Annotated in this window: 22 protein-coding genes and 1 riboswitch; of the genes, 9 read left to right on the top strand and 13 right to left on the bottom strand. The window is 68.1% G+C overall.

The genetic code is table 11. The features are described from left to right. Positions 1-59 precede the first annotated feature (59 nt). The 7 genes from L5014_RS16900 to L5014_RS16870 all read right to left on the bottom strand — a co-directional run bounded on the left by L5014_RS16900 (position 60) and on the right by L5014_RS16870 (position 7851). Positions 60-2321 (bottom strand): O-linked N-acetylglucosamine transferase, SPINDLY family protein, encoded by a 2262-nt coding sequence (locus L5014_RS16900; protein WP_238464871.1) that lies wholly within the window; start codon positions 2319-2321, stop codon positions 60-62. 266 nt (positions 2322-2587) lie between these two features. Beyond that, positions 2588-3418 carry a methylenetetrahydrofolate reductase [NAD(P)H] gene (gene metF / locus L5014_RS16895; RefSeq protein ID WP_238464870.1) on the bottom strand — a complete coding sequence of 277 codons (831 nt, stop codon included), beginning with the start codon at positions 3416-3418 and terminating at the stop codon, positions 2588-2590. 65 nt (positions 3419-3483) lie between these two features. Further along, entirely contained in the window at positions 3484-3837 is a 354-nt protein-coding gene (locus L5014_RS16890) for a phage holin family protein (protein WP_238464869.1), read from the bottom strand. A gap of 175 nt (positions 3838-4012) precedes the next feature. Further along, positions 4013-5431, bottom strand: coding sequence for an adenosylhomocysteinase (gene ahcY / locus L5014_RS16885; protein ID WP_238464868.1), 1419 nt, complete (start codon positions 5429-5431; stop codon positions 4013-4015). Between the two features lie 33 nt (positions 5432-5464). Beyond that, positions 5465-5594, bottom strand: a riboswitch (S-adenosyl-L-homocysteine riboswitch). A gap of 86 nt (positions 5595-5680) precedes the next feature. After that, complete coding sequence (locus tag L5014_RS16880; RefSeq protein WP_238464867.1) at positions 5681-6451, bottom strand: glycosyltransferase family 2 protein; 771 nt, start codon at positions 6449-6451, stop codon at positions 5681-5683. 120 nt (positions 6452-6571) lie between these two features. Beyond that, the gene (locus tag L5014_RS16875; protein WP_238464866.1) at positions 6572-7294 is read right to left on the bottom strand and encodes an LrgB family protein; all 723 of its coding nucleotides are present in this window, start codon (positions 7292-7294) and stop codon (positions 6572-6574) included. Between the two features lie 98 nt (positions 7295-7392). Continuing rightward, the gene (locus L5014_RS16870; protein WP_238464865.1) at positions 7393-7851 is read right to left on the bottom strand and encodes a CidA/LrgA family protein; all 459 of its coding nucleotides are present in this window, start codon (positions 7849-7851) and stop codon (positions 7393-7395) included. A 160-nt stretch (positions 7852-8011) separates the two neighbouring features. On the opposite strand from L5014_RS16870, the gene L5014_RS16865 reads away from it, so the two are divergent. After that, complete coding sequence (locus L5014_RS16865; RefSeq protein WP_238464864.1) at positions 8012-8959, top strand: LysR family transcriptional regulator; 948 nt, start codon at positions 8012-8014, stop codon at positions 8957-8959. Between the two features lie 217 nt (positions 8960-9176). On the opposite strand, the gene L5014_RS16860 is transcribed toward L5014_RS16865, so the two are convergent. Continuing rightward, positions 9177-11009 carry an OmpA family protein gene (locus L5014_RS16860; RefSeq protein WP_238464863.1) on the bottom strand — a complete coding sequence of 611 codons (1833 nt, stop codon included), beginning with the start codon at positions 11007-11009 and terminating at the stop codon, positions 9177-9179. Between the two features lie 427 nt (positions 11010-11436). On the opposite strand from L5014_RS16860, the gene L5014_RS16855 reads away from it, so the two are divergent. Both L5014_RS16855 and L5014_RS16850 read left to right on the top strand, forming a co-directional pair. Continuing rightward, the gene (locus L5014_RS16855; RefSeq protein ID WP_238464862.1) at positions 11437-13182 is read left to right on the top strand and encodes an isovaleryl-CoA dehydrogenase; all 1746 of its coding nucleotides are present in this window, start codon (positions 11437-11439) and stop codon (positions 13180-13182) included. A 121-nt stretch (positions 13183-13303) separates the two neighbouring features. Then, positions 13304-14911 (top strand): coniferyl aldehyde dehydrogenase, encoded by a 1608-nt coding sequence (locus tag L5014_RS16850; protein ID WP_238464861.1) that lies wholly within the window; start codon positions 13304-13306, stop codon positions 14909-14911. 14 nt (positions 14912-14925) lie between these two features. Here L5014_RS16850 and L5014_RS16845 read toward each other — a convergent pair whose 3' ends face one another. The 5 genes from L5014_RS16845 to fliE all read right to left on the bottom strand — a co-directional run bounded on the left by L5014_RS16845 (position 14926) and on the right by fliE (position 18417). Continuing rightward, positions 14926-15309 (bottom strand): EscU/YscU/HrcU family type III secretion system export apparatus switch protein, encoded by a 384-nt coding sequence (locus L5014_RS16845; RefSeq protein ID WP_238464860.1) that lies wholly within the window; start codon positions 15307-15309, stop codon positions 14926-14928. Then, positions 15306-16946: a flagellar hook-length control protein FliK gene (fliK, locus tag L5014_RS16840; RefSeq protein WP_238464859.1), complete on the bottom strand. Its 1641-nt coding sequence runs from the start codon at positions 16944-16946 to the stop codon at positions 15306-15308. The genes L5014_RS16845 and fliK overlap by 4 nt, the downstream gene beginning before the upstream one ends. A 157-nt stretch (positions 16947-17103) precedes the next feature. Continuing rightward, positions 17104-17436 carry a flagellar protein FliT gene (locus L5014_RS16835; RefSeq protein WP_238464858.1) on the bottom strand — a complete coding sequence of 111 codons (333 nt, stop codon included), beginning with the start codon at positions 17434-17436 and terminating at the stop codon, positions 17104-17106. Beyond that, positions 17433-17879, bottom strand: coding sequence for a flagellar export chaperone FliS (gene fliS, locus L5014_RS16830; protein WP_238464857.1), 447 nt, complete (start codon positions 17877-17879; stop codon positions 17433-17435). The genes L5014_RS16835 and fliS overlap by 4 nt, the downstream gene beginning before the upstream one ends. 202 nt (positions 17880-18081) lie before the next feature. Continuing rightward, entirely contained in the window at positions 18082-18417 is a 336-nt protein-coding gene (fliE, locus tag L5014_RS16825) for a flagellar hook-basal body complex protein FliE (RefSeq protein ID WP_238464856.1), read from the bottom strand. Positions 18418-18716: 299 nt separating this feature from the next. Here fliE and fliF point away from each other — a divergent pair, with 299 nt between their 5' ends. From fliF to L5014_RS16795, 6 genes are read left to right on the top strand one after another with little or no spacing between them, the layout of a single operon-like run. Beyond that, a complete protein-coding gene (gene fliF, locus L5014_RS16820; protein WP_238464855.1) occupies positions 18717-20516 on the top strand; it encodes a flagellar basal-body MS-ring/collar protein FliF in 1800 nt (599 codons plus the stop codon). Then, positions 20506-21501, top strand: coding sequence for a flagellar motor switch protein FliG (gene fliG / locus L5014_RS16815; protein WP_238464854.1), 996 nt, complete (start codon positions 20506-20508; stop codon positions 21499-21501). The genes fliF and fliG overlap by 11 nt, the downstream gene beginning before the upstream one ends. Beyond that, the gene (fliH, locus tag L5014_RS16810) at positions 21494-22186 is read left to right on the top strand and encodes a flagellar assembly protein FliH (RefSeq protein ID WP_238464853.1); all 693 of its coding nucleotides are present in this window, start codon (positions 21494-21496) and stop codon (positions 22184-22186) included. The genes fliG and fliH overlap by 8 nt, the downstream gene beginning before the upstream one ends. Then, entirely contained in the window at positions 22180-24048 is a 1869-nt protein-coding gene (gene fliI, locus L5014_RS16805; RefSeq protein ID WP_274389394.1) for a flagellar protein export ATPase FliI, read from the top strand. Before fliH ends, fliI begins: the two co-directional genes overlap by 7 nt. Beyond that, positions 24045-24494: a flagellar export protein FliJ gene (gene fliJ / locus L5014_RS16800; protein WP_238464852.1), complete on the top strand. Its 450-nt coding sequence runs from the start codon at positions 24045-24047 to the stop codon at positions 24492-24494. Before fliI ends, fliJ begins: the two co-directional genes overlap by 4 nt. Positions 24495-24533: 39 nt before the next feature. After that, positions 24534-26162 carry a flagellar hook-length control protein FliK gene (locus tag L5014_RS16795; protein ID WP_238464851.1) on the top strand — a complete coding sequence of 543 codons (1629 nt, stop codon included), beginning with the start codon at positions 24534-24536 and terminating at the stop codon, positions 26160-26162. Positions 26163-26419 lie beyond the last annotated feature (257 nt).

The raw sequence follows: 26419 nt of genomic DNA, 5'->3' as shown, positions 1-26419 counted from the left end.
CTCCGCCAACGCACGATACCGCGCCGTTATTTCGCTTGCAGTTTGCCGGGCATCCGGCGTCAACCGCTCACCGGCCGTGCGCGAGCGCACCAGTCGCGCCACATGAGGCGGAAAGCGGCTTCCATGTTGCGCGCAAAACGCTCGCCGTCCATAAGCGGCGAAGCCGCCATGCGCGTGCGCAGGCCCGCGCGCAGCGCAGCGAGGCGCGCCGGATCGCGCGCGAGCGACACCACGAGTTCGACATACGCGGCATCGTCGGGCGCGGCCAGCTCCGCGAGCCCCAGGTTGGCGAGCAGCGACAGGCCCGCGCGGCTCGCCGCCGAGCGGCCCACGCGCGTCGGCACGGGTACGCCCATCCAGAACGCATCGAGGCTCGTTGTATGGCCGTTGTAGGGAAACGTGTCGAGTGCGATGTCGATTTGCGCCCAGGTGCGCAGATAGTCCTCGCGCGCCTGAAAACCCACGAAGCGCACGCGCGCCGCATCGACGCCATGGGCCGCCAGGCGCGCCGCGAGCCGCTCGCGCGCCGCGCCCGGAGGCGCCATCAGCACGAGTCGCGCCGTGGGCAGCGCGGCGAATACGCCGGACCAGAGCGCGAGCGTGGCATCGGTGAGCTTGCAAGGGTTGTTCAGGCAGCCGAACGTGATCTGGCCGTCGTGTCCCGCGGCCAGCGCCGGCAGCCCATTGACCTCGAGGCCGGGCGCGAGCGCGTCATAGCACCAGAACGTGTCGGGCAGGCGCAGCGACCGCTCGGTGTACTGATCGTCCACGCCTGGCGCGCCCGACGTACCGGACGCCCCCGACGGGTCGAGTTGGTCGAGTTGGTCGAGCGAGTCGAGCGGGTCGAGCCACGGATCGGTGAGCCGCCAGCCGATGGCCGCGCTGCCCGTGGTGCCCGGGTAAGCGAGCCACGCCACCTGCACCGGCGCGGGCCGCCGCGCGAACACGAGACGGCGCGCGCCGTCCATATGCATGGTCAGGTCCACGAGAATGTCGATGCGATCGTCGCGGATCTGCTGCGCGAGCCGCGCGTCGTCGAATTCGCGCACGTCGCGCCAGAGGTCGGCATGGGAGGCGAGGCGCGCCGTCACTTCGTCCGGCTGCGCGACGCTCGAATAGCAGACGATCTCGAATGCCGCGCGATCGTGATGCCGGAACAGCGGCGTCGTGAACAGCATCTGGCAGTGGTTGCGAAAGTCCGGCGAGACATAGCCGATGCGCAGCCGCCGTTGCGCATCGGGCATGTTTGCATGTGCAACGGGCTGCGCGAGCAAAGCCGCTTCGTGCTGCATGGAGAGTTGTTCGGCGGCGGCGCGGATCGTGTGGCCGTCCTCAGTCGCGAACATCAGCGCGTAGACGTAGTTGCTGTGCGCGCCGATGCTGCCGCGCTCGCACGCGAGCGCATCACGATAGCAGGCGAGCGCCTGCTCGATATCGCCCGCGTGCTTGTGGGCGTTGCCCAGATTGCTCGCGGCATTGGCGAAGCCCGGCCTCAGTTCGAGCGCGCGCGTGAAGCAGGCGCGCGCCTCGTCGATGCGAAAGAGGTCCACCAGCACGTTGCCCAGGTTATTCCACGTCGATGCGTCGTGCGGCGCGAGCGCAAGCGCGCGCTCCAATGCCGCTTGCGCCTCGGCGTGGCGGCCGCTGGCGCGCAGCAGGCAACCGAGATTCGTGAGCACGTTGGCGGACTCGGGCGCGAGCGTGCGGGCGTGCTCGAGCACTGCTTGCGCCTCGCCCGTGCGCTGCAACGCGATCAGAACGTTCGCGAGATTGTTCCAGGCGTTCACGGACCCCGCGTCGAGCGCCACGGCGCGGCGCAGCGGCGCCTCCGCGCGTGCCGCGTCGCCACTGGCGAGCAGTGCGCTGCCGTAGTTGTAATGCGCGCTCGCATACTCGGGCGTGAGCGCCAGTGCACGCTCGAATGCGGCCAGCGCGCGCGGGAAGTCGCCCTGGCCCGCGTACAGGTTCGCGAGGTTGTTCAGCGCGATCGAAAAATCGGGGTTGATGGCGAGCGCGCGCTCGAGCGCCGCGAACGCGCCCTGCGTTTCGCTAGCCGCGTCATAGGTGAGGCCGAGGCTCACGAGGAAGTTGGGGTCCTCGCGCAGCGCGAGCGCCCGCTCGATCAGCGCGCGCGCCGCCAGCCGGTCGTGCGCCGTTTCGAGGATGCCGGCCAGATGCAACGCATCGGCGTGCTGGGCATTGGCTGCGATCAGCCGCGCACACCGCGCGCGCGCCTCGTCGAGCGCGCCGGCTCGCCACGCGGCGACGGCATCGGCGAACGTGCCGGCTTGTAACGTGCTTTCAGGAGTGGAATTCGTCATGCGCAGGGCTTGCTGCATAAGGGTTGCCGCGCAAGACGCATGCCGTTGCGCGATCACGCCGATAAAAAAACCGTTGATTATCGGCACCGTCTCATCGGCGTCAGTTGACGCAGATCATAGGCAGCAGTCGCAAAAGACCATCCGAAAAGACAATCGAAAAAGTCCGTGCAAATAAAAAACCGCGCGGCCCCTTCCGAAGGGAACCGCGCGGTTTGCACGGCCGGGCACGAAGGCGGCCGGCCAGGAGTCAAGCGAAGCTCAGGCGCTCACAGATCGAGCCGCTCGCAGATCGCCTTGGTCGCGCCCGCCGCGTTGAGCGTGTAGAAGTGCAGACCCGGCGCACCGCCCTCGATGAGGCGGCGGCACAGGTCCGTCACCACGTCGAGGCCGAACGCGCGAATCGACTCGCGGTCGTCGCCGAAGCTTTCCAGGCGCTTGGCGACCCAGCGCGGCACTTCGGCGCCGCACATTTCCGAAAAGCGCATGAGCTGCGTGTAGTTCGTGATCGGCATGATGCCGGGCACGATGGGCACGTCCACGCCGAGCTTTTTCGCGTCTTCCACAAAGCGGAAATACGCGTCGCCGTTGAAGAAGTACTGCGTGATGGCCGAGTCGGCCCCCGCCTTCACCTTCTTCGCGAACGCTTCGAGGTCGTGGCGCGGCGAGCGCGACTGCGGGTGGTACTCGGGATAGCCGGCCACTTCGATGTGGAACGCGTCGCCGGTTTCCTCGCGGATAAACGCGACGAGCTCCGACGCATAGCGCAGCTCGCCCACTTCGCCCATGCCCGAAGGCAGGTCGCCGCGCAGCGCCACGATATGGCGGATGCCGTGCGCGCGGTACTGGCGCAGGATCTCGCGCAGGCTGTCCTTCGACGAGCCGATGCACGAGAGGTGCGGGGCCGCGTCGACACCTTCCTTGGCGATTTCGACGATGGTGTCGAGCGTGCCTTGCTGCGTCGAGCCGCCGGCGCCAAAGGTCACCGAAACGAAGCGCGGCTTGAGTGTGAGCAGTTGCGCGCGCGTGGCGCGCAGCTTCTCGACGCCGTCCGCGGTCTTCGGCGGAAAGAATTCAAATGAGAGTTCGATCGGTTTCATGATCGGTTTTCTGATAAGCCGGCCGAGGCAGCGCGCTTCGGCCGAAACATACGCCCAAACGCGCGTCAGCCGAGGCTGCGGTTGCCGAAGATCAGCGCCGAGAGCAGCCAGGAGACGATGCTGTAGAGGATCGAGCCGAAGAACGCCGACCAGAAGCCCGACACCTCGAAGCCCTTGAGCAGCGACGCCGCCAGCCAGAAGCACAGCGCGTTCACCACGAGGATGAACAGGCCGAGCGTGAGCACGGTCACGGGCAACGTGAGGATGATGAGCACCGGACGCAGGACGGCGTTGATCAGGCCGAGCACGAGCGCGATGATCAGCGCGGTGCCGAAACTGCGTACGTGGATCGACGGAACGAGCCAGGTGATGATCAGCAGCGCGAGCGCGTTGATCAGCCAGGTCAGCAGCACGGTCATGGGAACTCCTTTTGCGTCGTTGTGATGTGTGCGGCCCGTGCGCGGCCACAAGTGGCGCGGCGCACGGGCGTTTGCACAGCATCCGGCTGGTCGCTTAAAGCGGGCTTAAAACCGTTAAGCCGCGCTGTGTCGCGTTATGCAGCGTTGTATCGATGAGTAACGGACGAGTAACGGATCAGTAACGGTAGTGGTTCGGCTTGAACGGACCGTTCTTGTCCACACCGATGTACGCGGCCTGGTCGTCGGACAGCACGGAGAGGTTCGCGCCGATGCGCGCGAGGTGCAGGCGCGCGACCTTCTCGTCCAGGTGCTTGGGCAGCACGTACACCTTGTTCTCGTACTTCTGCCCTTGAGTGAACAGTTCGATCTGCGCGAGCGTCTGGTTCGTGAACGAGTTCGACATCACGAACGACGGGTGGCCCGTGGCGCAGCCGAGGTTCACGAGACGGCCTTCGGCCAGCAGGATCACACGCTTGCCGTCCGGGAAGACGATGTGGTCGACTTGCGGCTTGATGTTGTCCCACTGGTACTGGCGCGTCGAAGCAACGTCGATTTCCGAGTCGAAGTGGCCGATGTTGCAGACGATCGCGTTGTGGCGCATCGCCTTCATGTGGTCATGGCCGATCACGTGGTAGTTGCCCGTGGCCGTCACGAAGATGTCGGCCTTGTCGGCGGCGTATTCCATCGTCACGACGCGGTAGCCTTCCATGGCCGCTTGCAGCGCGCAGATCGGATCGATTTCCGTGACCCACACCGTGGCGCCCAGGCCGCGCAGCGATTGCGCGCAGCCCTTGCCCACGTCGCCGTAGCCGGCCACAACCGCGATCTTGCCCGCGATCATCACGTCGGTTGCGCGCTTGATGCCGTCGACGAGCGACTCGCGGCAGCCGTACAGGTTGTCGAACTTCGACTTGGTGACCGAGTCGTTCACGTTGATCGCCGGGAACGGCAGACGGCCTTCCTTCTCCATCTGGTACAGGCGGTGCACGCCGGTCGTGGTTTCTTCGGTCACGCCCTGGATCTGCGAGAGGCGCTTCGAGTACCACTGCGGATCGACTTCGAGGTGCGCGGCGATCGACTTGTAGAGCGCCACTTCCTCTTCGTTGGTGGGCTTGGCGATGACCGAGCGGTCCTTTTCAGCCTTCGAACCGAGGATCAGCAGCAACGTGGCGTCGCCGCCGTCGTCGAGGATCATGTTGGCGAATTCGCCGTTCGGCCATTCGAAGATGCGGTGCGAGAACTCCCAGTATTCGTCGAGCGATTCGCCTTTGAACGCGAACACGGGCGTGCCGCCCTGCGCGATGGCCGCGGCGGCGTGATCTTGCGTCGAGAAGATGTTGCACGAGGCCCAGCGCACGTCGGCGCCGAGCGCCGTCAGCGTTTCGATCAAAACGCCCGTCTGGATCGTCATGTGCAGCGAACCGGCGATGCGCGCGCCCTTCAGCGGCTGCTGCGCCTTGTATTCTTCGCGGGTTTGCACGAGACCGGGCATTTCGGTTTCGGCGATGTCGAGTTCCTTGCGGCCCCAGCCGGCAAGTGCCATATCGGCGACGACGAAATCTTTGGCTTGATTCTGCGGAACTGCGGCGTTCATCACGCCCTCCTTTCTAAAAGTGACTAGAAATTAAAGACGTGAGCGCCGTTTTCAGTGCGGTGAGTTCGCGGCATCGAGCCCTCGAATCGACCGTATTGAGCGCCTTCGAGCCTGGCGGATCACGCAGTCAAACCGCGAATCCGTCGCAACGCTCCTCGAAGACGAGGCGTGATTGTAGCAAAACGAGACGGCCAGTTGGATGGCGCCCGCGCGACACAGATTCGCTCGTGCGGCGTGCCGTGGGCGGATTCAGCTATCGGGCCGCGCCAGATCGAGCGCGCGCATCTGCTGCACGCTCGCGATCGCGGCGTCGAGAAAGGCCTGCGAGCAGCGCACGGTTTCGGCTGTCATGGACGGGTCTGCTTCGACGAAGCCCATCTGGATGTTCAGAAAACGCTCCGCATGTATGCCCTCGTGATAATGCATGCGCACCTGTTTCTGACCCGTGAAGCGGCGCTGCCCGAAGATCTCACGCAGCGCCCACGAGAACGCGCCGTCCTCGCCGCCCTGGCGGCGGAAGAAGTCGTCCATCGGAAAGCCGCCCAGCGCGAGGAAGGCGCTGCGGCGGATCACGAGGCTGCTCGGCACCGTATTGCTCAGTACGGTGGCGTACTTTTCGAAGTCCGGATGCGTCGTCAGGCGCTCGGGAAACCCCACATAGTCGACGTCGAGGCGAATCGCCGCTTCATGCGGACGCTGCTCGAGGTGCGCGTGGGCGGCGGCGAGCGCGCCGGGCAAGTATTCGTCGTCGGCGTCGAGAAAGGCGACGAGCGGCGTGGCCGCATGAAGCGCCGCCCAGTTGCGCGCGCGGGCCGCGCCGCCGTTGGTCACCGTTTGCAGCAGGCGCACGCGCGCGTCGCGCATGGCATGGACGCGAGCGATGGACGCGGAGGAATCGGTCGAGCCGTCGTCGACGACGAAGATTTGAGTGGCCTCGGGCTGCGCGAGGCAGCTCTCCAGCGCGCGCGCCAGCGTGGCGGCGCCGTTGAAGCACGGGATGATGATCGAAATGGGAGACATGAGACGCAGCGACAATGAACCGCATGATCCGCGGCAACAGGCAGGATCATAGGCGTGTCGCGACATCGTGAAATGGCGCGTGGCCGCGACGCAACGGCACACCCGGAAGACGGTCGTCGCCTAGACCGGCAGGAAGCCCAGCGCCGGCGCGAGCAGCACCATCACCACGCCCGCGATCATCATCGTGAGGCTCGCGACCACGCCTTCCTCGCTGCCCAGCTCGCGCGCCTTCGCGGTGCCCACGCCGTGCGCCGCCGCACCAAACAGCGCGCCACGCGCAAGCCGCGTGCGCAGCGGCACGAAGCCGAGCACCAGTTCGCCGAACAGCATCCCGCACACGCCCGTGGCGATCACGAAGAGCGCGGTGAGGTCGCGCGGCGCGTGAATCTTGTCGGAGACCGCGAGCGCGAATGGCGTGGAAACCGAGCGCGTCATCAAGCTGCGCTGCAATTCGGGCGACAGATGCAGGAGCTTGGCGAGCGCGAGCGAGCCGCCCACGGCCACCACGATGCCCACCGTCACGCCCACGGCCAGCGAGATCCAGTGACGCTTGAGCAGTTCGCGGTATTCGTAGATCGGCACGGCGAACGCAACGGTGGCCGGGCCGAGCAGCCACATGAGCCAGCGCGTGTCGTGGAAGTAGACGGGATACGGAATGTGCAGCAGCAGCACGATCGTGCCCAGCACGGCCGGCACCGCGATCATCGGCGTGAGCCACGGCGAGCGAAAGCGCGCGTACAGCGCCTTCGCGGCGAAATAGAGCGCGACCGTGAGGACGAAGCAGCCGGCGGCGATCAGCCGCGAGGCGTCGTCGGCGAACAGGGATGCATAGAACGTGTTCATGACGGGATCATCCTTGTCATTCGTGCCTGGGGTGCTTCAGGCGCTTTTGGGGTGAATTACGTGCGCCAGATGCGTTGGGTGCGTTGAAACCGGAGCGCTCAGGCCCGCGCCCGCGCGTGGCGCACGCGGCGCAGCGCGAGGCGGCGCTCCAGCCGCGCGGCCTGATCCACCGCGAAAGCCACGGCCACCATCACCATCAGCGTGCCGCCGGCCACCACCAGCGCGAGGCGCCAGCCATCGGCGCGAAAGAGACCGCCGTACTGCACGGCCGCCACGGCGGCGGGGATGAAGAACAGCAACATGTCGGAGAGCAGCCAGTCCGCGCCCGCCTTCACCCAGCGCGGCGTCACGCCGCCGCAAAAAAGCAGCGCGAGCAGCAGCACGAGGCCCACCACGCCGCCCGGCACCGGCAGATGCGCGGCGCGCACGAGTGCATCGGCGGCGAACCAGACTCCGGCGAGCAACGCCGACTGCGCCACAATCCGGCCGACGCGCGCGAGCCCGCGCGTTTGCGCGGCCATTTGCGCGGCCGGTGCGGAGGTGTTAGGTGCAGTCATGGCAAACCCTAGGTGACAATGGAATGGAAGTCAGTATAGGTTGCGTCGCAACATAAATAAAATGACTTAGTCTTATCAATTACATTCCATAATGGAATGTGACGGCCAAGCCGATAGCCAGATAGTTAGACCGATCGTCACGCCGAGAGGAGACGTAACCATGGAATTGCGCGCGCTTCGCTATTTCATCGAGGTGGTGCGGCAGCAGAGCTTTACCGCCGCCGCCGAGCAACTGCACGTGACCCAGCCCACCATCAGCAAAATGGTGAAGGCGCTGGAGGACGAGACCGGCACCCCGCTGCTGCTGCGCGACGCGCGCCAGATGGTGCTCACCGACGCCGGGCGCATCGTCTACCAGCGCGGCCAGGATGTGCTCGCGGCGCAAGCGCGCTTGCAGGCCGAACTCGCCGATCTGGGCACGCTCGGGCGCGGCGAGCTCACCATCGGCATTCCGCCGATGGGCGGCTCGCTCTTTACGCCCGCCATCGCCGCGTTCCGCCAGCGCTATCCGAAGATCGAACTCAAGCTCTTCGAGCAGGGCTCGCGCGCGATCGAGGCCGCGCTCATCTCCGGCGAACTCGAGCTGGGCGGCGTGCTGCTGCCGGTCGACCCTAACCAGATCGACGTGCTGCCGATGTCGCATGAACTCCTGTGGCTGGTGGCGCCGCGCGGCTCGCGCTGGGACGGCGCGCCAGGCGTGCCGCTCGCCGAGCTCGCCAGCGAGCCGTTCGTGTTCTATGGCGAAAGCCTCGCGCTGAACGACGTCGTGCTCGCCGCCTGCCGCACGGCGGGTTTCACGCCGCAAATCGTGGGCCGCAGCGGCCACTGGGACCTGATGGCGGCGCTCGTGCTCGCGGGCGTGGGCATCGCGCTGCTGCCCGCGCCCTATGTGCGCCGGCTCGACGCCGCGCGCTTCACCTGCCTGCCCGTCACGGATCCGCAGATCGCCTGGGACATGGCCATCGGCTGGAAGCGCAGCGGCTATCTCTCGCACGCCGCACGCGCGTGGCTCGCCGTGGCGCGCGAGGAATACGGCAAGCCGTCCACGTTCCTCGACGACTTCGTGCGCCCGCCCGGCCTCGAAAAGCCCGCCGCCGATGCGCGCTGATGGGGGTCGATGAAGCGTTGATGCGCCGGTGCACCAACGCATCGGCAGCGCCGCTTGCGCGGCACGGGGCGGCACGGGGCGGCACAGCGGGGCGACCCAATGTGAAAGAGCCGTCCGGCTCACACCGGACGGCTCCTTACGCGCTTTTTTATAGGTGGTCTCTCTCGCGCTGCGCGCCGCGTAACGCGCTTTGCGCTTACTGCCTGCTGCCTGCTACTTACTGCTTTGCTACGAACTCGATGCGTCGGTTGCGGAAGCGCCCGCCCTCGGTGTCGTTGCTGTCGACCGGGTTGGCCTCGCCGTAACCCTCGGCGGTGAGCGTCGACGCATTCACGCCATGCGCGACCAGATACGTGCGCACGGCCTGCGCGCGCCGTTTGGAGAGCGTGAGATTGCTCGCCTTGTTGCCGACGTTATCCGAATAGCCGGCAATTTCGATCTTCACCGGCTTGCCTTCCTTCGCGCATGCGTTGAGCACCTTGGCCGACTGGCGCAGATCCTCGCCCGCCGGAGCCGGGATCGTCGTGCTGCCCGTCGCGAAGTTCAGCACTTGCAGGTTGAACACCTTCACGACGTCCGCGGAAGCGCACGAGGCATCGGGGCCGAACAGGCCCTTCACCGCGTCGCGGAACGACTGCGTGGCGTCGGCCACGGCCTTTTGCACGTTGAATACGCCGATGTCGAAGCCCGAGCCGAACAGCGCCTTGAGCTTGTCGAGCCAGCCGAGCCTGGCGTCCGCCGCCGCCCCGCTCAACTCCACGTGCGAGCCGTCGATCTTCACTTCGGCGCCGGGCAGCGCGAGCAACGGCAGCAGGCCGTCGAGATGCGCGAGCCAGGCGGCGGGCTTCGTTGCGGCATCGACCGTCACGTTGGCGTTGAACTTGCCCTCGCCGAAGCGCTTCGTGAGCGCGTCGACAAGCTGGGCTTTCTCCGCCTGGGTCCCCACCGTCGCGGTGACCGTCGGCACGCCGGCCTTGTCGACCGTGAACGAGAAGTGCGAATCCTGGGTCGGCGCCGGCGCGGCATCGTTCGCCGACGAGGCCGCCTCGGCAGCAGATACACCGGATGCCACTGCGTCCGAGGCTGCGGCGGCCGATGCTGCGGCGGTCGAAACCGCAGCGGCCGATGCTGCTGCGTCCGAAGCCACTGCGTCCGGAGCCGCTGCGTCCGAAGCGGCAAGCGCGATGGCGCCGCTCGCATCCGTTGCGGCTTCTGCTGCGGGTGCGCCAGCGTCCGACGCAGCAACCGCCGAGGCAGCCTGCGTGTCTTCGGCGACGTTGTGGCGCTGGCACGAGCGCAGCGCGAAGAACGCGATGACCACGGCGATTGCGGCCAGCAGCCACCACAGCCACGAATGCCCGCGCTTCTCGGGCGCGATCGGCGGCGCGGGGTGCGCGATGGTCTGCGGCGGCACGGCGGCCGGAACGGGGCGCATGGTCGGCTCCGGACGGTCCAGATGCGTCGTGACGTCCTTCAGGCGCGTGAGAATCGAATCCGAGAAGGTCGCCGCGCTGCCGAGGCCCACGGCCTGCGCGAGACGGTCGGTGAGGCTTGCATTGACCGACGACAGTTGATGGCCGAGCAGCGTAGGCAGTTGTCCGATAGAGCCCTGCGAAGCCGTGAAGTGATGCTTCAGAACGCCCATGACCGCCGCGCCGACCACACCGGTCAGCGAGAAGGCCGTCGATTGCGCCGCGCCGGTTTGTGCGGCCACGGCGTCGGCAAGCTCGCCGACATTGATGCCCGCAGCCTTCTGGATCAGTTCACGGCCCGCGGTTTCGAGCTGGCTCACGCCTGACGTGCTCGCGAGCAGATCGGGCAGTTGCTTGCCGATCAGCGCATTCACGTCCGGCGACATGATGGTGGAGAAGAGGCCGCGCGCGCCCTCGGGCGTGCTGGCGCGATGCATGAGCGCGGCGACGATGGCCGGAGCGGCGGCGCCTGCGACCTTGCGGGTGAGATCGGGCGAGAGACCGAAGCGGCCAGCGAGTGTGCGCACGACATCGTCGCTCAGGACCGTTTCCAGCAGGTGAAAGACGTTGATGCTCATCGAGGCGGGTTCTCCTGTTCGCGGACGCGTCAACTGACACGCCACAGTGCGGCGCGATTATAGGGAGTCCGAAATCCCGAAAATACGGCGGGAGCGTGCGCCGCACATTGTTTGACGAAAACCTTTGGATCGGGCCGCGCTTCGTCAATGCCACGTCATCACGAAGCGCAATACGCCTCGTGATGACGCTTCACATGAGAAGCGGAAAACTTGCAGGAGAACGGGAAGATGCGTGTCAGGCGATGGCTGGCGTTGCATGCAAAACGCGCTTGAGGCACGCTAGATGCACGCTCGTTCTATTTTCGCTTTCGCGCAGTGCAGGAAGCATCTTAGGATTGAGGCGGCTTTTATGTCAGAACCCTTCCTCTAATCCTCGGGTCGCGTAGGCGGGTAGCATCACACCGCCACGCCGCCGATGGAGACAACCATGGACTCGATGGACCCCGGCACCACCCACGAAGTCACGAATCAGGCGCCGCCGCTCGCCGATTACAACCTTTTCACGGCCGATGCCGCGCTGGGCGAGGCGCTCGCGCGCGCTGGCGCGCTCTGGCATCGCGAGACGCTCGTGCGTCACGGCGCGACGCTGGGCGCGGCGCCCACGCTCGCGCTCGCCGATCTCGCCAACCGCCACGCACCCGAGCTGCACACGCATAGCCCGCGCGGCGAGCGTATCGACGCGCTCGAATTCCATCCCGCCTGGCACGACCTGCTCGTGCTGCTGCGCGCCGAAGGCCTGCATGCGCTACCGTTCTCGGAGCCGCGTCCGGGCGCGATGGCCGCGCGCTGCGCCGGCTATTTCCTGCACGCGCAGCTCGAATCGGGCTCGCTCTGCCCGCTCACCATGACCTTCGCGAGCATCCCCGTGCTGCAACGCGAGCCAGCGCTGTTCGAAGCGCTGCGCGAGCGGCTCTATGCGCGCGAGCATGACCCGCGCGACGTGCCGCTCGCCGCCAAGCGCTCGATGATGATCGGCATGGGCATGACCGAAAAACAGGGCGGCTCGGACGTGCGCAGCAACCGCACGCTGGCACGGCCGGCGGGCATCGCCGGCGGGCGCGGCGCCGATTACCTGCTCACCGGCCACAAGTGGTTCTTCTCCGCGCCGCAGTGCGACGCGCATCTGGTACTCGCGCGCACCACGGAGCATGAGGGGCTGTCGTGCTTCTTCGTGCCGCGCTTCAAACCCGACGGCACGAAAAACGCCGTCCACGTCCAGCGCCTGAAGGACAAGCTCGGCAACCGCTCGAACGCGAGCAGCGAGGTGGAGTTCTTCGACGCCTTCGGCGTGATGATCGGCGATGAAGGCCGGGGCGTGGCGACCATCATCGAAATGGCGAACTACACGCGGCTCGATTGCGTGATCGGCAGCACGGCGCTCATGCGCGCGGCGCTGGTGCAGGCGATCCATCATGCGCGGCACCGCAGCGCGTTCGGCCGCAAGCTCGCCGATCAGCCGCTCATGCAGAACGTGCTCGCCGATCTCGCGCTCGAATCCGAAGCGGCCACGGTGCTGTTCATGCGGCTCGCGCAGGCGTTCGAAGAAAGCGACAACGCGACTGGCACGAATGGCGCTCAAGCAGCCGGAACTGGCGCGGATGAGAGCGACCGTGCACGCGAAGCCCGCGCCTGGCGGCGCATCGTCACACCAGCCGCGAAATTCTGGGTCTGCAAGCGCGCGCTCGCGTTCACGGGCGAGGCGATGGAGGTCTGGGGCGGCAACGGCTACGTCGAGGAAGGCCCGATGGCGCGCTTCTACCGCGAGGCGCCCGTCAATTCGATCTGGGAAGGCTCGGGCAACGTCATGTGCCTCGATGTGCTGCGCGCGCTGGAACGCGACGCCGACGCCGCCCAAGCGCTCTTTCTCGCGTGGCGACGCGAGGCGACGGGGCATCCCGCGCTTTGCGCCGCGCTCGATCAGCTCTCGGTGCTGCTCAACGGCGCGCCCGGCACGCGCGAAGCCAGCGCGCGGCACATCGCCCAGCAGATCGTGCTGATCGCGCAGGCCATGCTGCTGCGCGCGGGACCGCCCGAGGTGGCCGAGGCGTTCATCGCCACGCGTCTCGACGAGCACGCCGCCGACTGCGGACGCGTATTCGGCACGCTGCCTGCGCGCTTCGATCACGCGGCGCTGATCGCGCGGGCGCTGCCGCCGGACTATCTCGCGGTGTGAATGACAGCGCCGCGCGGCTTGGGCGATAGCGCCGAGGCCCAACGGCACAGCACGGCATGACGGCATCAGAATTGCATCGCAACCCGGCATGGCCACTGCGCCATCCTCACGAGGACCGACCATGAAACAGGATTTGCCCGAAGCACTCGCGCGTCAGGACGGCAGTGACAGCGGCGGCGAGCCTGGCCGTGGCGCGCAGAACGCCCCGTCCGGCCGTGCGGGCGAACCGAGCAACCCGAGCAACCCGAGCGCCCCGAACGCCACGAACAACCCCAACGCCGCAAGCGCCGAACGCACTGCGGGCGCCACGAACGCCACGAATGACCCGAACGACCCGCGTGAATCGCTGCACGCCTTGCTCGCCGCGCAGCGCGCGGCGCATCTGCGCGCGCCGTTCCCCGCGTGGAGCGAGCGTGCGCGCAATCTACGGGCGCTGCGCGAGGTGCTCTTCGCGAATCAGGACGCGCTTGCGGAGGCGATGAACGCCGACTTCGGCCAGCGCTCGAAAGCCGAGGTCGCGCTTGCCGAGTTCGTGGTGCTCAAGCAGGAGATCGACGCGGCGCTCAAGCACGGCGAGCGCTGGATGCGCCCGCAGCGCCGGAGCGTCGGCAAATGGCTCGCGCCGGGCCGCGCGCGCGTTGTGCCGCAGCCGCTCGGCGTGGCGGGCATCGTCGTGCCGTGGAACTATCCGCTCCTGCTCGGCGCGAGCCCGCTCGTGTGCGCGCTCGCGGCGGGCAACCGCGCGATGATCAAGATGTCGGAGCTGACGCCGCGCACCTCCGCGCTCTTCGAGGAGCTGGTAAGCCAGACCTTCGCGCGCGACCACGTGGCGGTCGTGAATGGCGACGCCACCGTGGGCGCCGCGTTCACGGCGCTGCCGTTCGATCACCTGCTCTTCACGGGATCGACGCGCGTCGGCCACGAGGTGATGCGCGCGGCCGCCGCGAACCTCACGCCGGTCACGCTGGAGCTGGGCGGCAAGTCGCCCGTGCTGATCGGCGAACACGCGCGCTTCGACTATGCCGTCGACAGCCTGCTGCTTGGCAAGACGCTCAACGCGGGGCAAACCTGCATCGCGCCCGATTATGTGCTGCTGCCGCGCGGCAGCGAGGACGCCTTCATCGCCCGGGCGCGCACGCGCTTTGGCGAGCTTTACCCAGACTTCGCGAACAACCGCGACTACACGTCGATCATTTCGGCGCGCCACTACGAGCGGCTCGAACGCCTCGCCGACGAAGCGCGGGACGCGGGCGCGCAACTGCACGCGCTCGGGCCGCGCGACGCCGCCACGCGGCGCTTCGCGCCCGTGATCGTGACGGGCGCGAGCGCGCACACGCAACTGATGCAGGAGGAGATTTTTGGGCCGCTGCTGCCGCTCGTGCCCTACGACTCGCTTGATGAAGCGTTGCACTACGTGAATGCGCACGCACGGCCGCTCGCGCTCTACCTCTACGCCGACGATGCGCACACGGTCGAGCGCGTGACGCGCGAGACCGTGGCGGGCGGCATGGCGGTGAACGAGACGCTCATGCATATCGCGGCGGAAGGGTTGCCGTTCGGCGGCGTGGGCCCGAGCGGCATGGGCGTGTATCACGGCTACGAAGGCTTCGTCACGTTCTCGCAGATGAAGCCTGTGTTCACGCAGGCGCGCGTCAATGCGCGGCGGCTGATCGCGCCGCCCTACGGCAAGGTGTTTGATTTGTTGATGCGGGTGATGTTGAGGTTTTAGCGGCGCGAACGCCCCTACCAAGGCAGCGCCGGAAACCGCAACGGATTCCCCCCAAGCGCTTTGGCGTCGGGCAGGCGCGCTGGTGTTTCCTTCACAGCCGCCGCCGCTTTCGTCTCCTTTGCCTCGCTTTCCACGGCTTCGAGCCCATGCAGCCAGGCAAGCAACTCCGCCACGGCCTGATAAAGCTGTGGCGGGATCTGCGAATCCAGATCCACCTGCATCAGCAGCGAGACCATTTCCGGCGCCTCGTGGACATAGAGGCCCGCTTCCTTCGCGCGCTGCACGATCATCTCGGCAACGAGCCCGTAGCCCTTCGCGACCACGCGCGGCGCGCCGTCGCGCGCGACGGGGTCGTCGTAGGCGAGCGCGGCGGCGCTCCTGCGGTGCGTGCGGCTCATCCCAGCTCCCAGTCTGTCGAGTCCATGGCGTGCGGCGCATCGGCCGCGTGTACAGCCGATGCCGCAGCCGATGCCGCAGCCGGTGCCGCGTCCGCATGGTGCCAGGCCTCGACGGGCCCGGCTCCCTGAGCGTCGCGAACGTGCGTCGCGGCCGCGCGTGCATACGCACCGGCGGCCCGCGCACCGTCCACGCCCGCGGCACCGCTCATGCCGCCGATCTCGCGGATCGACAGCCCGGCGAGCGCAAGCCCCAGCGCTTCGAGCCGCCCGCGCAGCGCTTCGCTGTGCGCGGTGAGGCGCTGCGCGCCGCCCGGGCTCGCCTGCACGCGCACCGCGAGCGTCGAGCCCGCAAGCGTCAGTTCCGCGTCGACGGTGCCCAGCGCCGGCAGCGCCAGGGTGAGACGCGTGCGCCACGCGGTCTCGTCGTCGTCGACAGCGCGCCCCGGGCGTGGGTCGGGGGCATCGCGGCGCTCGTCGTCGTCCTGCTGGATGGTCCAGTCGAGCCGCACGCCCGGCCACGCCTCGCCGGTCCAGCGGAATTCCCCGGTCGCGAGCAGATCGAGCTGCTGACGCACGAGCGGCAGCAGCGCCTCGTGCACGCCGACTCCTGCACCGGCCCCAGCGGCCGTGCGGGCGGCGGGCAGCAGCGTGTCGGCGAGCAGCGCCGCGCTGCCGCCAGCGCGCGCGGCGTCGTGGGCGAACGCGGCATTGGCTTCCCCGTGCGCGCTTGAAGTCCCCACCCCCGCCCCCGCGGCATTGGCCATGCTGCCCACGCGCGCGCCCTGCTGGGCGGCGCTGGGTAGATCGGTCCAGAGCACGTCGTCGATGTCGTGAGCGGTGGGGCTCCAGTCAAGCGGCAACTGTGCGCCGCCGGTCAGGCGATTCTGGGGTTCGTCGGCGAGTTCGCCGGGCGTGCGCTGGCCGCGCAGCCACTGGGCGAGATGCGATTCGTAGAAGAGGCCGCTCGACGCCACCGTTTGTGCGAGCGCTGCGGCAAGCGCGGCGACCGGTCCGGATTGCGCAGCGAGCGCGGCGCCTTGAGCCGCTTGCGTACCTTGCAATGAAGAAGATGCCGCGCCCTGAGCGCCAGCCGTGCCGCCATTTGCAGCACCGTCCGCACCGTTCGCACCGTTTGCACCGTTCGCGCTACCGGCGCCGGCGGCACCATCGGCACCATCGGCCCCCTGGGCACCGCCCGGCAGTCCCGCCTGCGCGATTCCGCTCGCCAGTCCGGCGAGCAGCGTGGCTTCCAGCGCCCCAGCCTGGGCGGCGGCTCCCGCCTGGCCGGCCGGATTGTTCGAGAGGCCCGGCAGCGGCAGCGAGTTCGCGTCGCCCGACTGCGCAGCGCCGGCCGTCGACGGATCGGCCCACACCGGCGCGCGTCCGACCACGGCGGGCGTGGCCTCGCCACCCGAGCGGATGATCGCGTCGAGCGCGAGCGCGACGGCGGAGAGCACCGTCTGCGCCGATGCCTGGGGCGAGCCGGCGTTGCGCGGATCGGCCAGCGCGTCCACGCCGCCCGTGAGCGCGGAAACACCCGTCTGCGCAGCGCCGGCGCTGCCCTGGGAGCCCGGCGGGCTGAGTGCGCCTATGCGGCCCGCGAGCAGCGCTGCGGCGCTCGTATCGATTCCGTTCATGCGGAGCGTGGCCCGCGCGGGCCAGGTTAGGCGCCGCGCGCCCCATTTGGCCGCGCGGCGCTGTCAGTTTTCGTGCTCGAGCGTGCCCGATTGCGCCTGCTTGCGCCCGATAGCGCCTGCTTGCGCCTGATCGAGCTCGCTGGTACTTGCTCGCGTCTTACCTCGCGCCGTACAGCTCCTGCAACACCCGCGACGGCTGCGCGGTGCCGTGAAAGAGCGCCGCAAGGCGCGCCATGCACGGGCTCGCGAGGTCGCGGATCGCGGCATCGTCGGCGAGGATCTGCCGGATCAACTCGTATTTGCGCGTGCGCTCGTCAGTGGTGAGCCGCACGCCGAAATCGGCGTTCCTGAGCGCGTCCACTAGGTGCCGGTATTGCTCCTGGAGGCCGATCAGCTCATTCCAGTGCGCGCTTCGCGCGGCGCGGAGCATCTGCTCCGAGACCGCGGCAATCGCTTCATAGCGGGCAAAGTAGTCTGCTTTCGAATTCATCTCGTCAATGAACCGGGCACGGATCCGGATGCCGCTCTGGCCATCCGCTCCACTTCCGGCGCAATCCCCAACCAGGCTTCTTCGAGCGTCGCCAGCAGGCCATCGACTTCGACCAGCATGGACTCGCTCTGTTGAATATTTGCTTCGAGCAGACGTCGCGTCATGTAACCGTAAAGTGCGTTCAGGCGCTGCGCGATTTCTCCGCCCGCCTCGACGTTCAACGCCAGCTGAAGCCCGCTTTCGACTATCCGGATTGCCTTGCCGATCGCCTCGCCACGCGGCCCCACATTGCCCATTTGCAGATGCATGCGGGCTTGCGCAATCGCCTTGCGCGCGCCTTCGTACAGGAGCGCGATCAGCTTGTGCGGGCTCGCGCCCATGACCCCTGTTTCGACACCCACGCGTGCATAAGCGTTGGCTCCAGACTGTGCAGGGGAAAACATCGGCGCTTCTCCTTCAAACGTGCGGCTATGGATACGGTGCGTCCGGCCTGTCGCGCCTGGTGACGCGGGTGGGCTGGTTCTAGCCGTGTTATCGGAACGGCACAGGTGAAGCTTTAATGCGCTTTGGCGCGCGCGATGCCGCCCCCGCCGCGAGCGCGAGGTGCGAGGCCGGTCTTGCGGATCCGGAGTCGAATTCCGGCCGCTAGACCTGGATCTGCATGATGTCGGTGTAGGCCGCAACGAGCTTGTTGCGCACCTGCAAGCCGAACTGGAAACCGACATTGGCCTTCTGCATGTCGACCATGACGTCGTTGAGCGAAACGTTGCCGGCCCCGAGCTCGAACGCCTGCGACTCGCCGACGGCCTTTTGCTGGTCGCCGCTGATCTTGTCGAGGGACGACTTGAGCGCAGCGGCAAAGCCGCCCGCGGTGGCCGCGCCCGAGCCGCCGTCGGCCGCGGCGGAACCGCTTGCCGCCTGCGCGGCCATGGACTGCATCTGCGCAAGGGCCGACGTCAGCGGGTTGACTGGCACGGTCATATTTGCTCCACGAATAAAGAGGGGTCGTGCAAGGGCGGATGCCGCCGCCCGGCGGATCCGGCACGCCCGCAGGGGATGTACAGGGCCCATGCAGGCCATATGCAGGCCACATACAGGGCGCCGAATCTGACGATGAGCATAGCAATTCGCCCGTTCCGGCAGCCTCGAAACTAGGGGGAAAACCCGGCTCTATTCGCGCAATCGGCTTGCCAGCGGGTGCGGATAATCGCTGTCGTGAAAGTTTCCGCCGCGCGTATGCCGCGCCGCGGGACAGCAAGTCTCCCGGAGAAACCCGTCGCATGGATTCGTCTGCCAACTCGTTGATCAACCCCGACGCCCGCGTGGGCCTCGCCACCAGCGGCGCCGCCCCGGGCGCGAGCGCTGCCGGCCTGGCAGGCGCGGCGGGTGGCCTCGCGGAGGACCTGGGCGGCGGCTTTGCGCAGCGCCTCGGGTCGCTCTCGTCGCTGGGCAAGGTGCGCGGCAACCCGCGCGCGCCGCTCATCGTCGCCGTGGCGGTGCTCGTCGCCGTGATCGCGGGCCTGATCCTGTGGTCGCGCGCGCCCGACTACAAGGTGCTCTACAGCAACCTCTCGGACCGCGACGGCGGCGCCATCATCACGGCGCTGCAAGCCGCCAACGTGCCCTACAAGCTCTCCGAAGGCGGCGGCGCGATTCTCGTGCCGTCCGAGCAGGTGGGCGAAATGCGTCTGCGCCTCGCGCAGCAGGGCTTGCCGAAAAGCGGCTCGGTGGGCTTCGAACTGATGGACAACCAGAAGTTCGGCATCAGCCAGTTCGCCGAGCAGGTGAACTACCAGCGCGCCCTCGAAGGCGAGCTCGAGCAAACGATTCAATCGATCCAGAGCGTGAAGTCCGCGCGCGTGCATCTGGCCATTCCCAAGCCCTCGGTGTTCGTGCGCGAGCGCGAAGCGCCCACGGCCTCGGTGCTCGTGAACCTGTATCCGGGCCGCTCGCTCGATGAGGGCCAGGTGGCCGCCATCACGCACATGGTCGCTTCGGCCGTGCCCGATCTGCCGGTGCGCAACGTGACGGTGGCCGACCAGGACGGCAACCTGCTCACGCAGAGCACCGCGAGCGCGGGCCTCGACGCCTCGCAACTCAAGTATGTGCGCCAGGTCGAGCACGACACCCAGGCGCGCATCGACGCGATCCTGGCGCCCCTTTTCGGCGCCGGCAACGCGCGCTCGCAGGTGAGCGCCGACCTCGACTTCTCGAAGCTCGAGCAGACGTCGGAGAACTACGGCCCGAACGGCAACCCGCAGCAGGCCACCATTCGCAGCCAGCAGCAGAGCATCGCCACCGACTCGCAGCAGGCCAATGCCGGCGGCGTGCCGGGCGCGCTCTCGAACACGCCGCCGCAGCCCGCCTCGGCGCCTATCAACGCGCCCACGGGCGCGAACGGCGCGGCAGGCGCCACGCCCATCTCGGATCATCGCGACACCACCACGAACTACGAAGTCGACAAGACCGTGCGCCACTTCCAGCAGGCGCCGGGCGACATCAAGCGCCTCTCGGTGGCCGTGGTCGTGAACTATCAGCAGAAGGTGGACGCCAAGGGCCACGCCACGCTGCAGCCGCTCGACGCGCAAAAGCTCGCGCAGGTCGAGCAGCTCGTGAAGGACTCGATGGGCTACGACGCCAGGCGCGGCGACTCGGTGAACGTGGTGAACGCCGCGTTCCAGCAGGACGTCGACCCGAACGCGAACCTTCCCTGGTGGCGCCAGCCCGAGATGCTCGCGCTCGCGAAGCAGGTCGCGACCTGGCTTGGCATCGGCGCGGTGGCCTTGTTCCTCTATTTCGTGATGGTCAAGCCCGCGCTGCGCCGGGCCTTCCCGCCGCCCGCGCCGGCCGCCGCCACGCCGGCGCTCGCCGGTGACAGCGAGCCGATGCTGCTCGACGGCCTGCCGAGCCTCGAAAAGCTCGAAGGCGCAGGAGAAGCCGAAAGCGACGTCGGCCTGCTCGCCCTCGAAAACGACAAGCACAAGTTCGAACGCAATCTGGAATTCGCGCGCAGCATCGCGCGCCAGGATCCGAAGATCGTCGCAACCGTGGTCAAGAACTGGGTAAACGATGAACGCTGAAGGAGCCACCAAGAGCGCACTGCTGCTCATGTCGATTGGCGAGGAAGAGGCCGCGCAGGTCTTCAGGTTCCTCGGCCCGCGCGAGGTGCAGAAGATCGGCGCCGCCATGGCCGCGCTCAGGAACGTCAAGCGCGAAGAGATCGACGCGGTGTTGCAGGAGTTCGTGAAGGAAGCCGAGCAGCACAGCGCGCTTTCGCTCGACTCGAACGACTACATCCGCAGCGTGCTCACCAAGGCGCTGGGCGAGGACAAGGCCGGCGCCGTGATCGACCGCATCCTGCAAGGCGGCGACACGAGCGGCATCGAAGGCCTCAAGTGGATGGATTCGGGGTCGGTGGCCGAGCTCATCAAGAACGAGCATCCGCAGATCATCGCCACGATCCTCGTGCATCTGGACCGCGACCAGGCCTCGGAGATCGCCTCGTGCTTCACCGAGCGCCTGCGCAATGACGTGCTGCTGCGCATCGCGACGCTCGACGGCATCCAGCCGCAGGCGCTGCGCGAGCTCGACGACGTGCTCACGGGCCTGCTCTCGGGCAGCGACAACCTCAAGCGCAGCCCGATGGGCGGCATCCGCACCGCCGCCGAGATTCTCAACTTCATGACGAGCCAGCATGAGGAAGGCGTGATCGAGAACGTGCGCCAGTACGACGCCGAACTCGCCCAGAAGATCATCGACCAGATGTTTGTTTTCGAAAACCTGCTCGATCTCGAAGACCGCGCGATCCAGTTGCTGCTCAAGGAAGTGGAGTCGGAGTCGCTCATCATTTCGCTCAAGGGCGCGCCGCCCGCGCTGCGCACCAAGTTCCTCTCGAACATGTCGCAGCGCGCTGCGGAACTGCTCGCCGAAGACCTCGACGCGCGCGGTCCTGTACGTGTTTCGGAGGTCGAAGCACAACAACGGCGTATCCTTCAGATCGTTCGCAACCTTGCCGAAAGCGGCCAGATCGTGATCGGCGGAAAGGCGGAAGACGCCTATGTCTGACGAGGCAACGCAAACAGCGACGCAGCAGCGGCACGCGCGCTCGGCGTATCAGCGCTGGGAGATGGCGTCGTTCGACCCGCCTCCTCCGCCCCCGCCGCCGCCCACGCCCGACGAGACGGCCGCGTTCGAGGCCCAATTGCAGCGCGTGCGCGACGCCGCGCACCAGCAGGGTCTCGCGTCCGGCCACGTGGCCGGGCAGGCGCTCGGCTACCAGGCCGGCTACGACCAGGGCCACAAGCAGGGCTTCGAGCAGGGCCGCGAAGAGGCGCGTGCGCAGGCGCGGCAACTGGCACAGCTCGCGCAGCATTTTGCCGATGCGTTGCAGACCGCTGAAGCGGGCGTGGCCGACACGCTCGTCGAGCTTGCGCTCGATATCGCGCAGCAGGTCGTGCGCCAGCACGTGCAGCACGACCCGACGGCGCTGCTGGCCGCGGCGCGCGAGGTGCTCGCGCACGAGCCGCAGCTCGCGGGCTCGCCGCAACTCGTGGTGAGCCCCGCCGATCTGCCGGTGGTGGAGGCGTATCTGATGGAAGAACTGCAAACGCGCGGCTGGACCGTGCACACCGACGCGGCGCTCGAGCGCGGCGGCTGCCGCGCGCAGGCGGCGACCGGCGAAGCGGACGCGGCTATCGGCACACGCTGGGAGCGCGTGGCGGCGGCGCTCGGCAAGGCACGGCCATGGTGAACGCGGCGAACGCCAATCCGCACCAGACGATCCATACGGGCGGCCTCACGCCGCTCGAGCAGGAACTTGCGCTCGCATCGTTCGGACCCGGCGCGCACGACCCGGCGCAAACGCGCGGCGTGCTGGTGGGCGACGACGCGCAAGCAGGCCAGCACGGCGCCGATGCCGCCGCTCATTCAGCCACTCATTCAGCCGCTCAATCAGCCGCACATGCAGTCACTCAGGCCGCTGCGACGCTCGACGCCGTCGAGGCCGCCATCGCTCATGCGGCTCATGCGGCTCATGCGACTGATGCAACCAATGCAGCCGATGCAGCCGATGCCTCCAGCGCAGAGTGGAACGGCGCCGATGTCGGCCACGACGATCCCTCGGTCAGCCCGAGCGGCCCGCGTGACCCGGCCGCCGACTCGCGCGCGCCCTGGACTCCGCCGCCGAACTACGACCCGACCAACCCTCACCTCACCGCCTGGAATGCACATCTGGCCGGCGTGCGCGCACGCAGCGCCCGTGCGCTGCCGCTGCGCGGCTGCGGGCGCCTCACGCGCGCGGCGGGCCTCGTGCTCGAAGCCGTGGGGCTGCGCCTCGCCGTGGGCTCGGAGGTGATGATCGAGTTGCCGCCGGGCAGTGCGCTGCCGATGGCCGAAGCCGAGGTGGTGGGCTTCGCGGGCGACAAGCTCTTTCTCATGCCCACCACCGAAGTGGCCGGCTTGCTGCCCGGCTCGCGGGTCTGGCCGCTGGAGAGCGCGCCCATCGCCGATCCGATGGCGGGCGCCAAGCGCCTGCCGGTGGGCTGGGGGCTGCTCGGACGCGTGCTCGACGCCTCGGGCCGCCCGCTCGACGGCCTGGGCGCCCTCGATACCGAAGCCGACGCGCCGCTCACCGCGCCCGTCATCAACCCGCTGAACCGCGAGCCGATCCACAAGGTGCTCGACGTGGGCGTGCGCGCGATCAACGCGCTGTTGACGGTCGGGCGCGGCCAGCGCATGGGCCTCTTTGCGGGCTCGGGCGTCGGCAAGTCGGTGCTGCTCGGCACCATGGCGCGCGCAACCAGCGCCGAAGTCATCGTGATCGGGCTGATCGGCGAGCGCGGCCGCGAAGTGAAGGAATTCATCGAGCAGATCCTGGGCGTCGAGGGGCTGGCGCGCTCGGTCGTGGTGGCCGCGCCCGCCGACGTCTCGCCGCTGCTGCGCATGCAGGCCGCCGCGTACACGACCACGCTGGCCGAATACTTCCGCGATCAGGGCAAGCACGTGCTGCTGCTGATGGACTCGCTCACGCGCTACGCGATGGCGCAGCGCGAGATCGCGCTCGCGATTGGCGAGCCGCCCGCGACCAAGGGCTATCCGCCCTCGGTGTTCGCGAAGCTGCCCGCGCTCGTCGAGCGCACCGGCAACGGCCCCGAAGGCGGCGGCTCGATCACGGCGTTCTACACCGTGCTCACCGAAGGCGACGACCAGCAGGACCCCATCGCCGACTCCGCGCGCGCGATTCTCGACGGCCATATCGTGCTCTCCCGCGCGCTCGCGGAAGCGGGCCACTATCCGGCCATCGATATCGAGGCATCGATCAGCCGCGCGATGACCGCGCTGATCGACGATCAGCATCTGAACCGCACGCGCGCGTTCAAGCAGATGCTCTCGCGCTACCAGCGCAACCGCGACCTCATCAACGTGGGCGCTTACGTGAGCGGACGCGACGCCGTGCTCGACCGCGCCATCGCGCTGTATCCGCGCATCGAGGCCTTTCTTCAGCAGGGCTTTCGCGAAACCGCGAACTACGAACAAAGCGTCGAGATGCTCGGCGCGCTGATGGGTAACACACTGGGCAACACTTCGGGCAACGGCCAGGGAGCCAGGACATGACAAAGCAGACCGCGCTGCAGACCCTCATCGGCCTCGCGCAGGACGATGTCGACGCCGCAACGCAACGGCTCGGGCGCGTACAGCGCGAGCGCGTGGAAATCGAGAAGCAACTGAAGTCGCTGATCGACTACCGCGACGAGTATCACGCGCGCTTTACCGAGTCGGCGCGCGCGGGCATGGCCGCCGGCAATGTGCGCAACTTCCAGGCGTTCATCGACACGCTCGACTCCGCCATCGACCAGCAGCGCCGCATGCTCGAGCAGGCGACGCAGCGCGTGGAGGCCGCGAAGCCCGACTGGCAGCGCAGCAAGCAGAAACTCGGCTCGTATGAGGTGCTGGAGTCGCGCCAGAACGCGGTGGAGGCGCGCAAGGACGCCCGCCGCGAACAGCGCGACGCCGACGAGCATGCCGCCCGCGTGCTGCGCATGCGCACCTCGCATCATTGATGGGCATGCGCCCAGATCACGTTCAAGAGAGCAGATAGCATGTCGCTTCTATCCGCAGTCAGTTCGTTGCTCGGCGCCGCCGTGGATGCCGCCACGGGCGCATCCAGCAACGGGGCCAGCAACGTGGCCAGCAACGGCACGAGCCCTTCCGACCTCGCGCGCAGCGGCTTCGCGCAGACGCTGCAGCAAAGCATCTCGGCGCAAAGCGCGCGGAACATCGCGGTCCCGCAAGCCAGCGCCGCGCGGCAGGATGCGCAGGCTTCGCTGGCTCATGGCGGCGCGGTGGCGGCGCAGCGCGCTTCGCAATCGGTGCAATCGGCGCAATCGACACCGGCGGCACCAGGGACACAAGGGACACAAGGGACACCCGCAGGGCAACAGTCCGGTAATGGCGCTTCGGCGCAGGGCGTGCAGAACGCACCGAATGTCGATCACCGCGCCGACGACGCCTACGCGCGCCAGAAGCAGGCCGAAGCCGCCGGCTCGCAGGCCGCCGCGGCGCAGGTTCAGGCGCAGCAGGCAGCACAGCAGGCCCAGCAGGCGGCGCAGCAGGCCCAAGGCGCTGGCGACGCCGCCGCGCAGGCAGTCGACGCCACGCTCGCCAGCGTTGCCTCCGCAGCGGCCGGGGCAGCGGGCGCGAGTGCCGATGCGAACGGCGCCAATGGCACCAACGGCACGGCGGGTGACGGCACAGGCACAGGCACCGCCAGCAGCGACCCGAAATCGGTGAGCGACGCGCTGCACGCCGCGCTCGCGACGCTGCGCGGCGGCGCGGCCACGCTGAACACGCAAGCGGGTGCCGCACAAGGTGCGGCTCAGGGCGCTGCGGCGGCGAATTCGACCATCGCGGGCAGCTTCGCGGCGCACATGGGCGCGCAGGCTAAGGCGAAAACGCTGGGCGCCGGCATCGACGACAAGAACGCCGCCAACGGCGCCGCGAAGTCCGGGGCCGCCACGGCGCAGGATGCGGGCACGCAAAACGCCAATGCCGCGCTTGCGACGGCCGCGCAGCAGGCCACCTCCGCGCAACCGGCCGCATCGAACAACGCCACCGACGCCCTCGCCGCAAACCAGGCGGCTAACCAGGCAGCTAATCAGGCCGCGACCCAGGCCGCCGCCGCAGCAGCAGCGCAGGCCCAGGCGACCCAGGCTGCCCAGAGCGCGAACATCAACCCGGCCGCAACGGCTGCGGCGTCCGCCGCGCTCGCCCCGCAAGTGGGCACGCCGGGCTGGGATGACGCGCTCAGCCAGAAGGTGGTGTTCCTCTCGAACGCACACCAACAGTCGGCGGAACTCACGCTCAATCCCAAGGACCTTGGGCCGCTGCAAGTCGTGCTGCAAGTCGCCGACAACCATGCGCACGCACTGTTCGTCTCGCAGCACCAGCAGGTGCGCGAGGCGGTGGAGGCCGCACTGCCGAAGCTGCGCGAGCAGATGCAGCAGAGCGGCATCGGCCTTGGCAGCGCGAGCGTGAGCGACGGCTTCTCGCGCCAGATGAACCAGCAGGCGCAGCAAGACAACGGCAGCGGTTCGGGCTCGGGCGGTTCGCGCGCGTCGCGTTCGGCTGGCGTGGCCGGCATCGGCGCGGCAGGCGGTGCGGACAGCGCCGCAAGCACCCCCGCTACGGTCACGCAACGTACCGTGGGCTTGATCGATACGTTTGCGTGAAGCGTATGACACCACTCGCGCCGCAAGGCGCATACGGCCGCGCACGGACTTCCGTGCGCTAAAGCGCCGGGCCAGCGGCCAGCGCGACCGCGCCAGCGTTGCGCAAGCCTTCACGCCGCGCGCCCGCGCACATCCCTACCACGCGCATCCGACCCGCCGCGCATGGCTACGCACGGCCACGGCGCACGCTTGCGCCGCACAAAACCAGGAGATAGCTGCAAATCCCCCGTCTATTCCTCCCATCGCCGTAGCGCAAA

Origin of the sequence: Paraburkholderia tagetis, from assembly GCF_022213065.1 — a bacterium.
Lineage (GTDB): Bacteria > Pseudomonadota > Gammaproteobacteria > Burkholderiales > Burkholderiaceae > Paraburkholderia > Paraburkholderia tagetis.
Note: the sequence above shows the minus strand (reverse complement) of the source record. Positions and strands in the feature narration are given on the sequence as shown.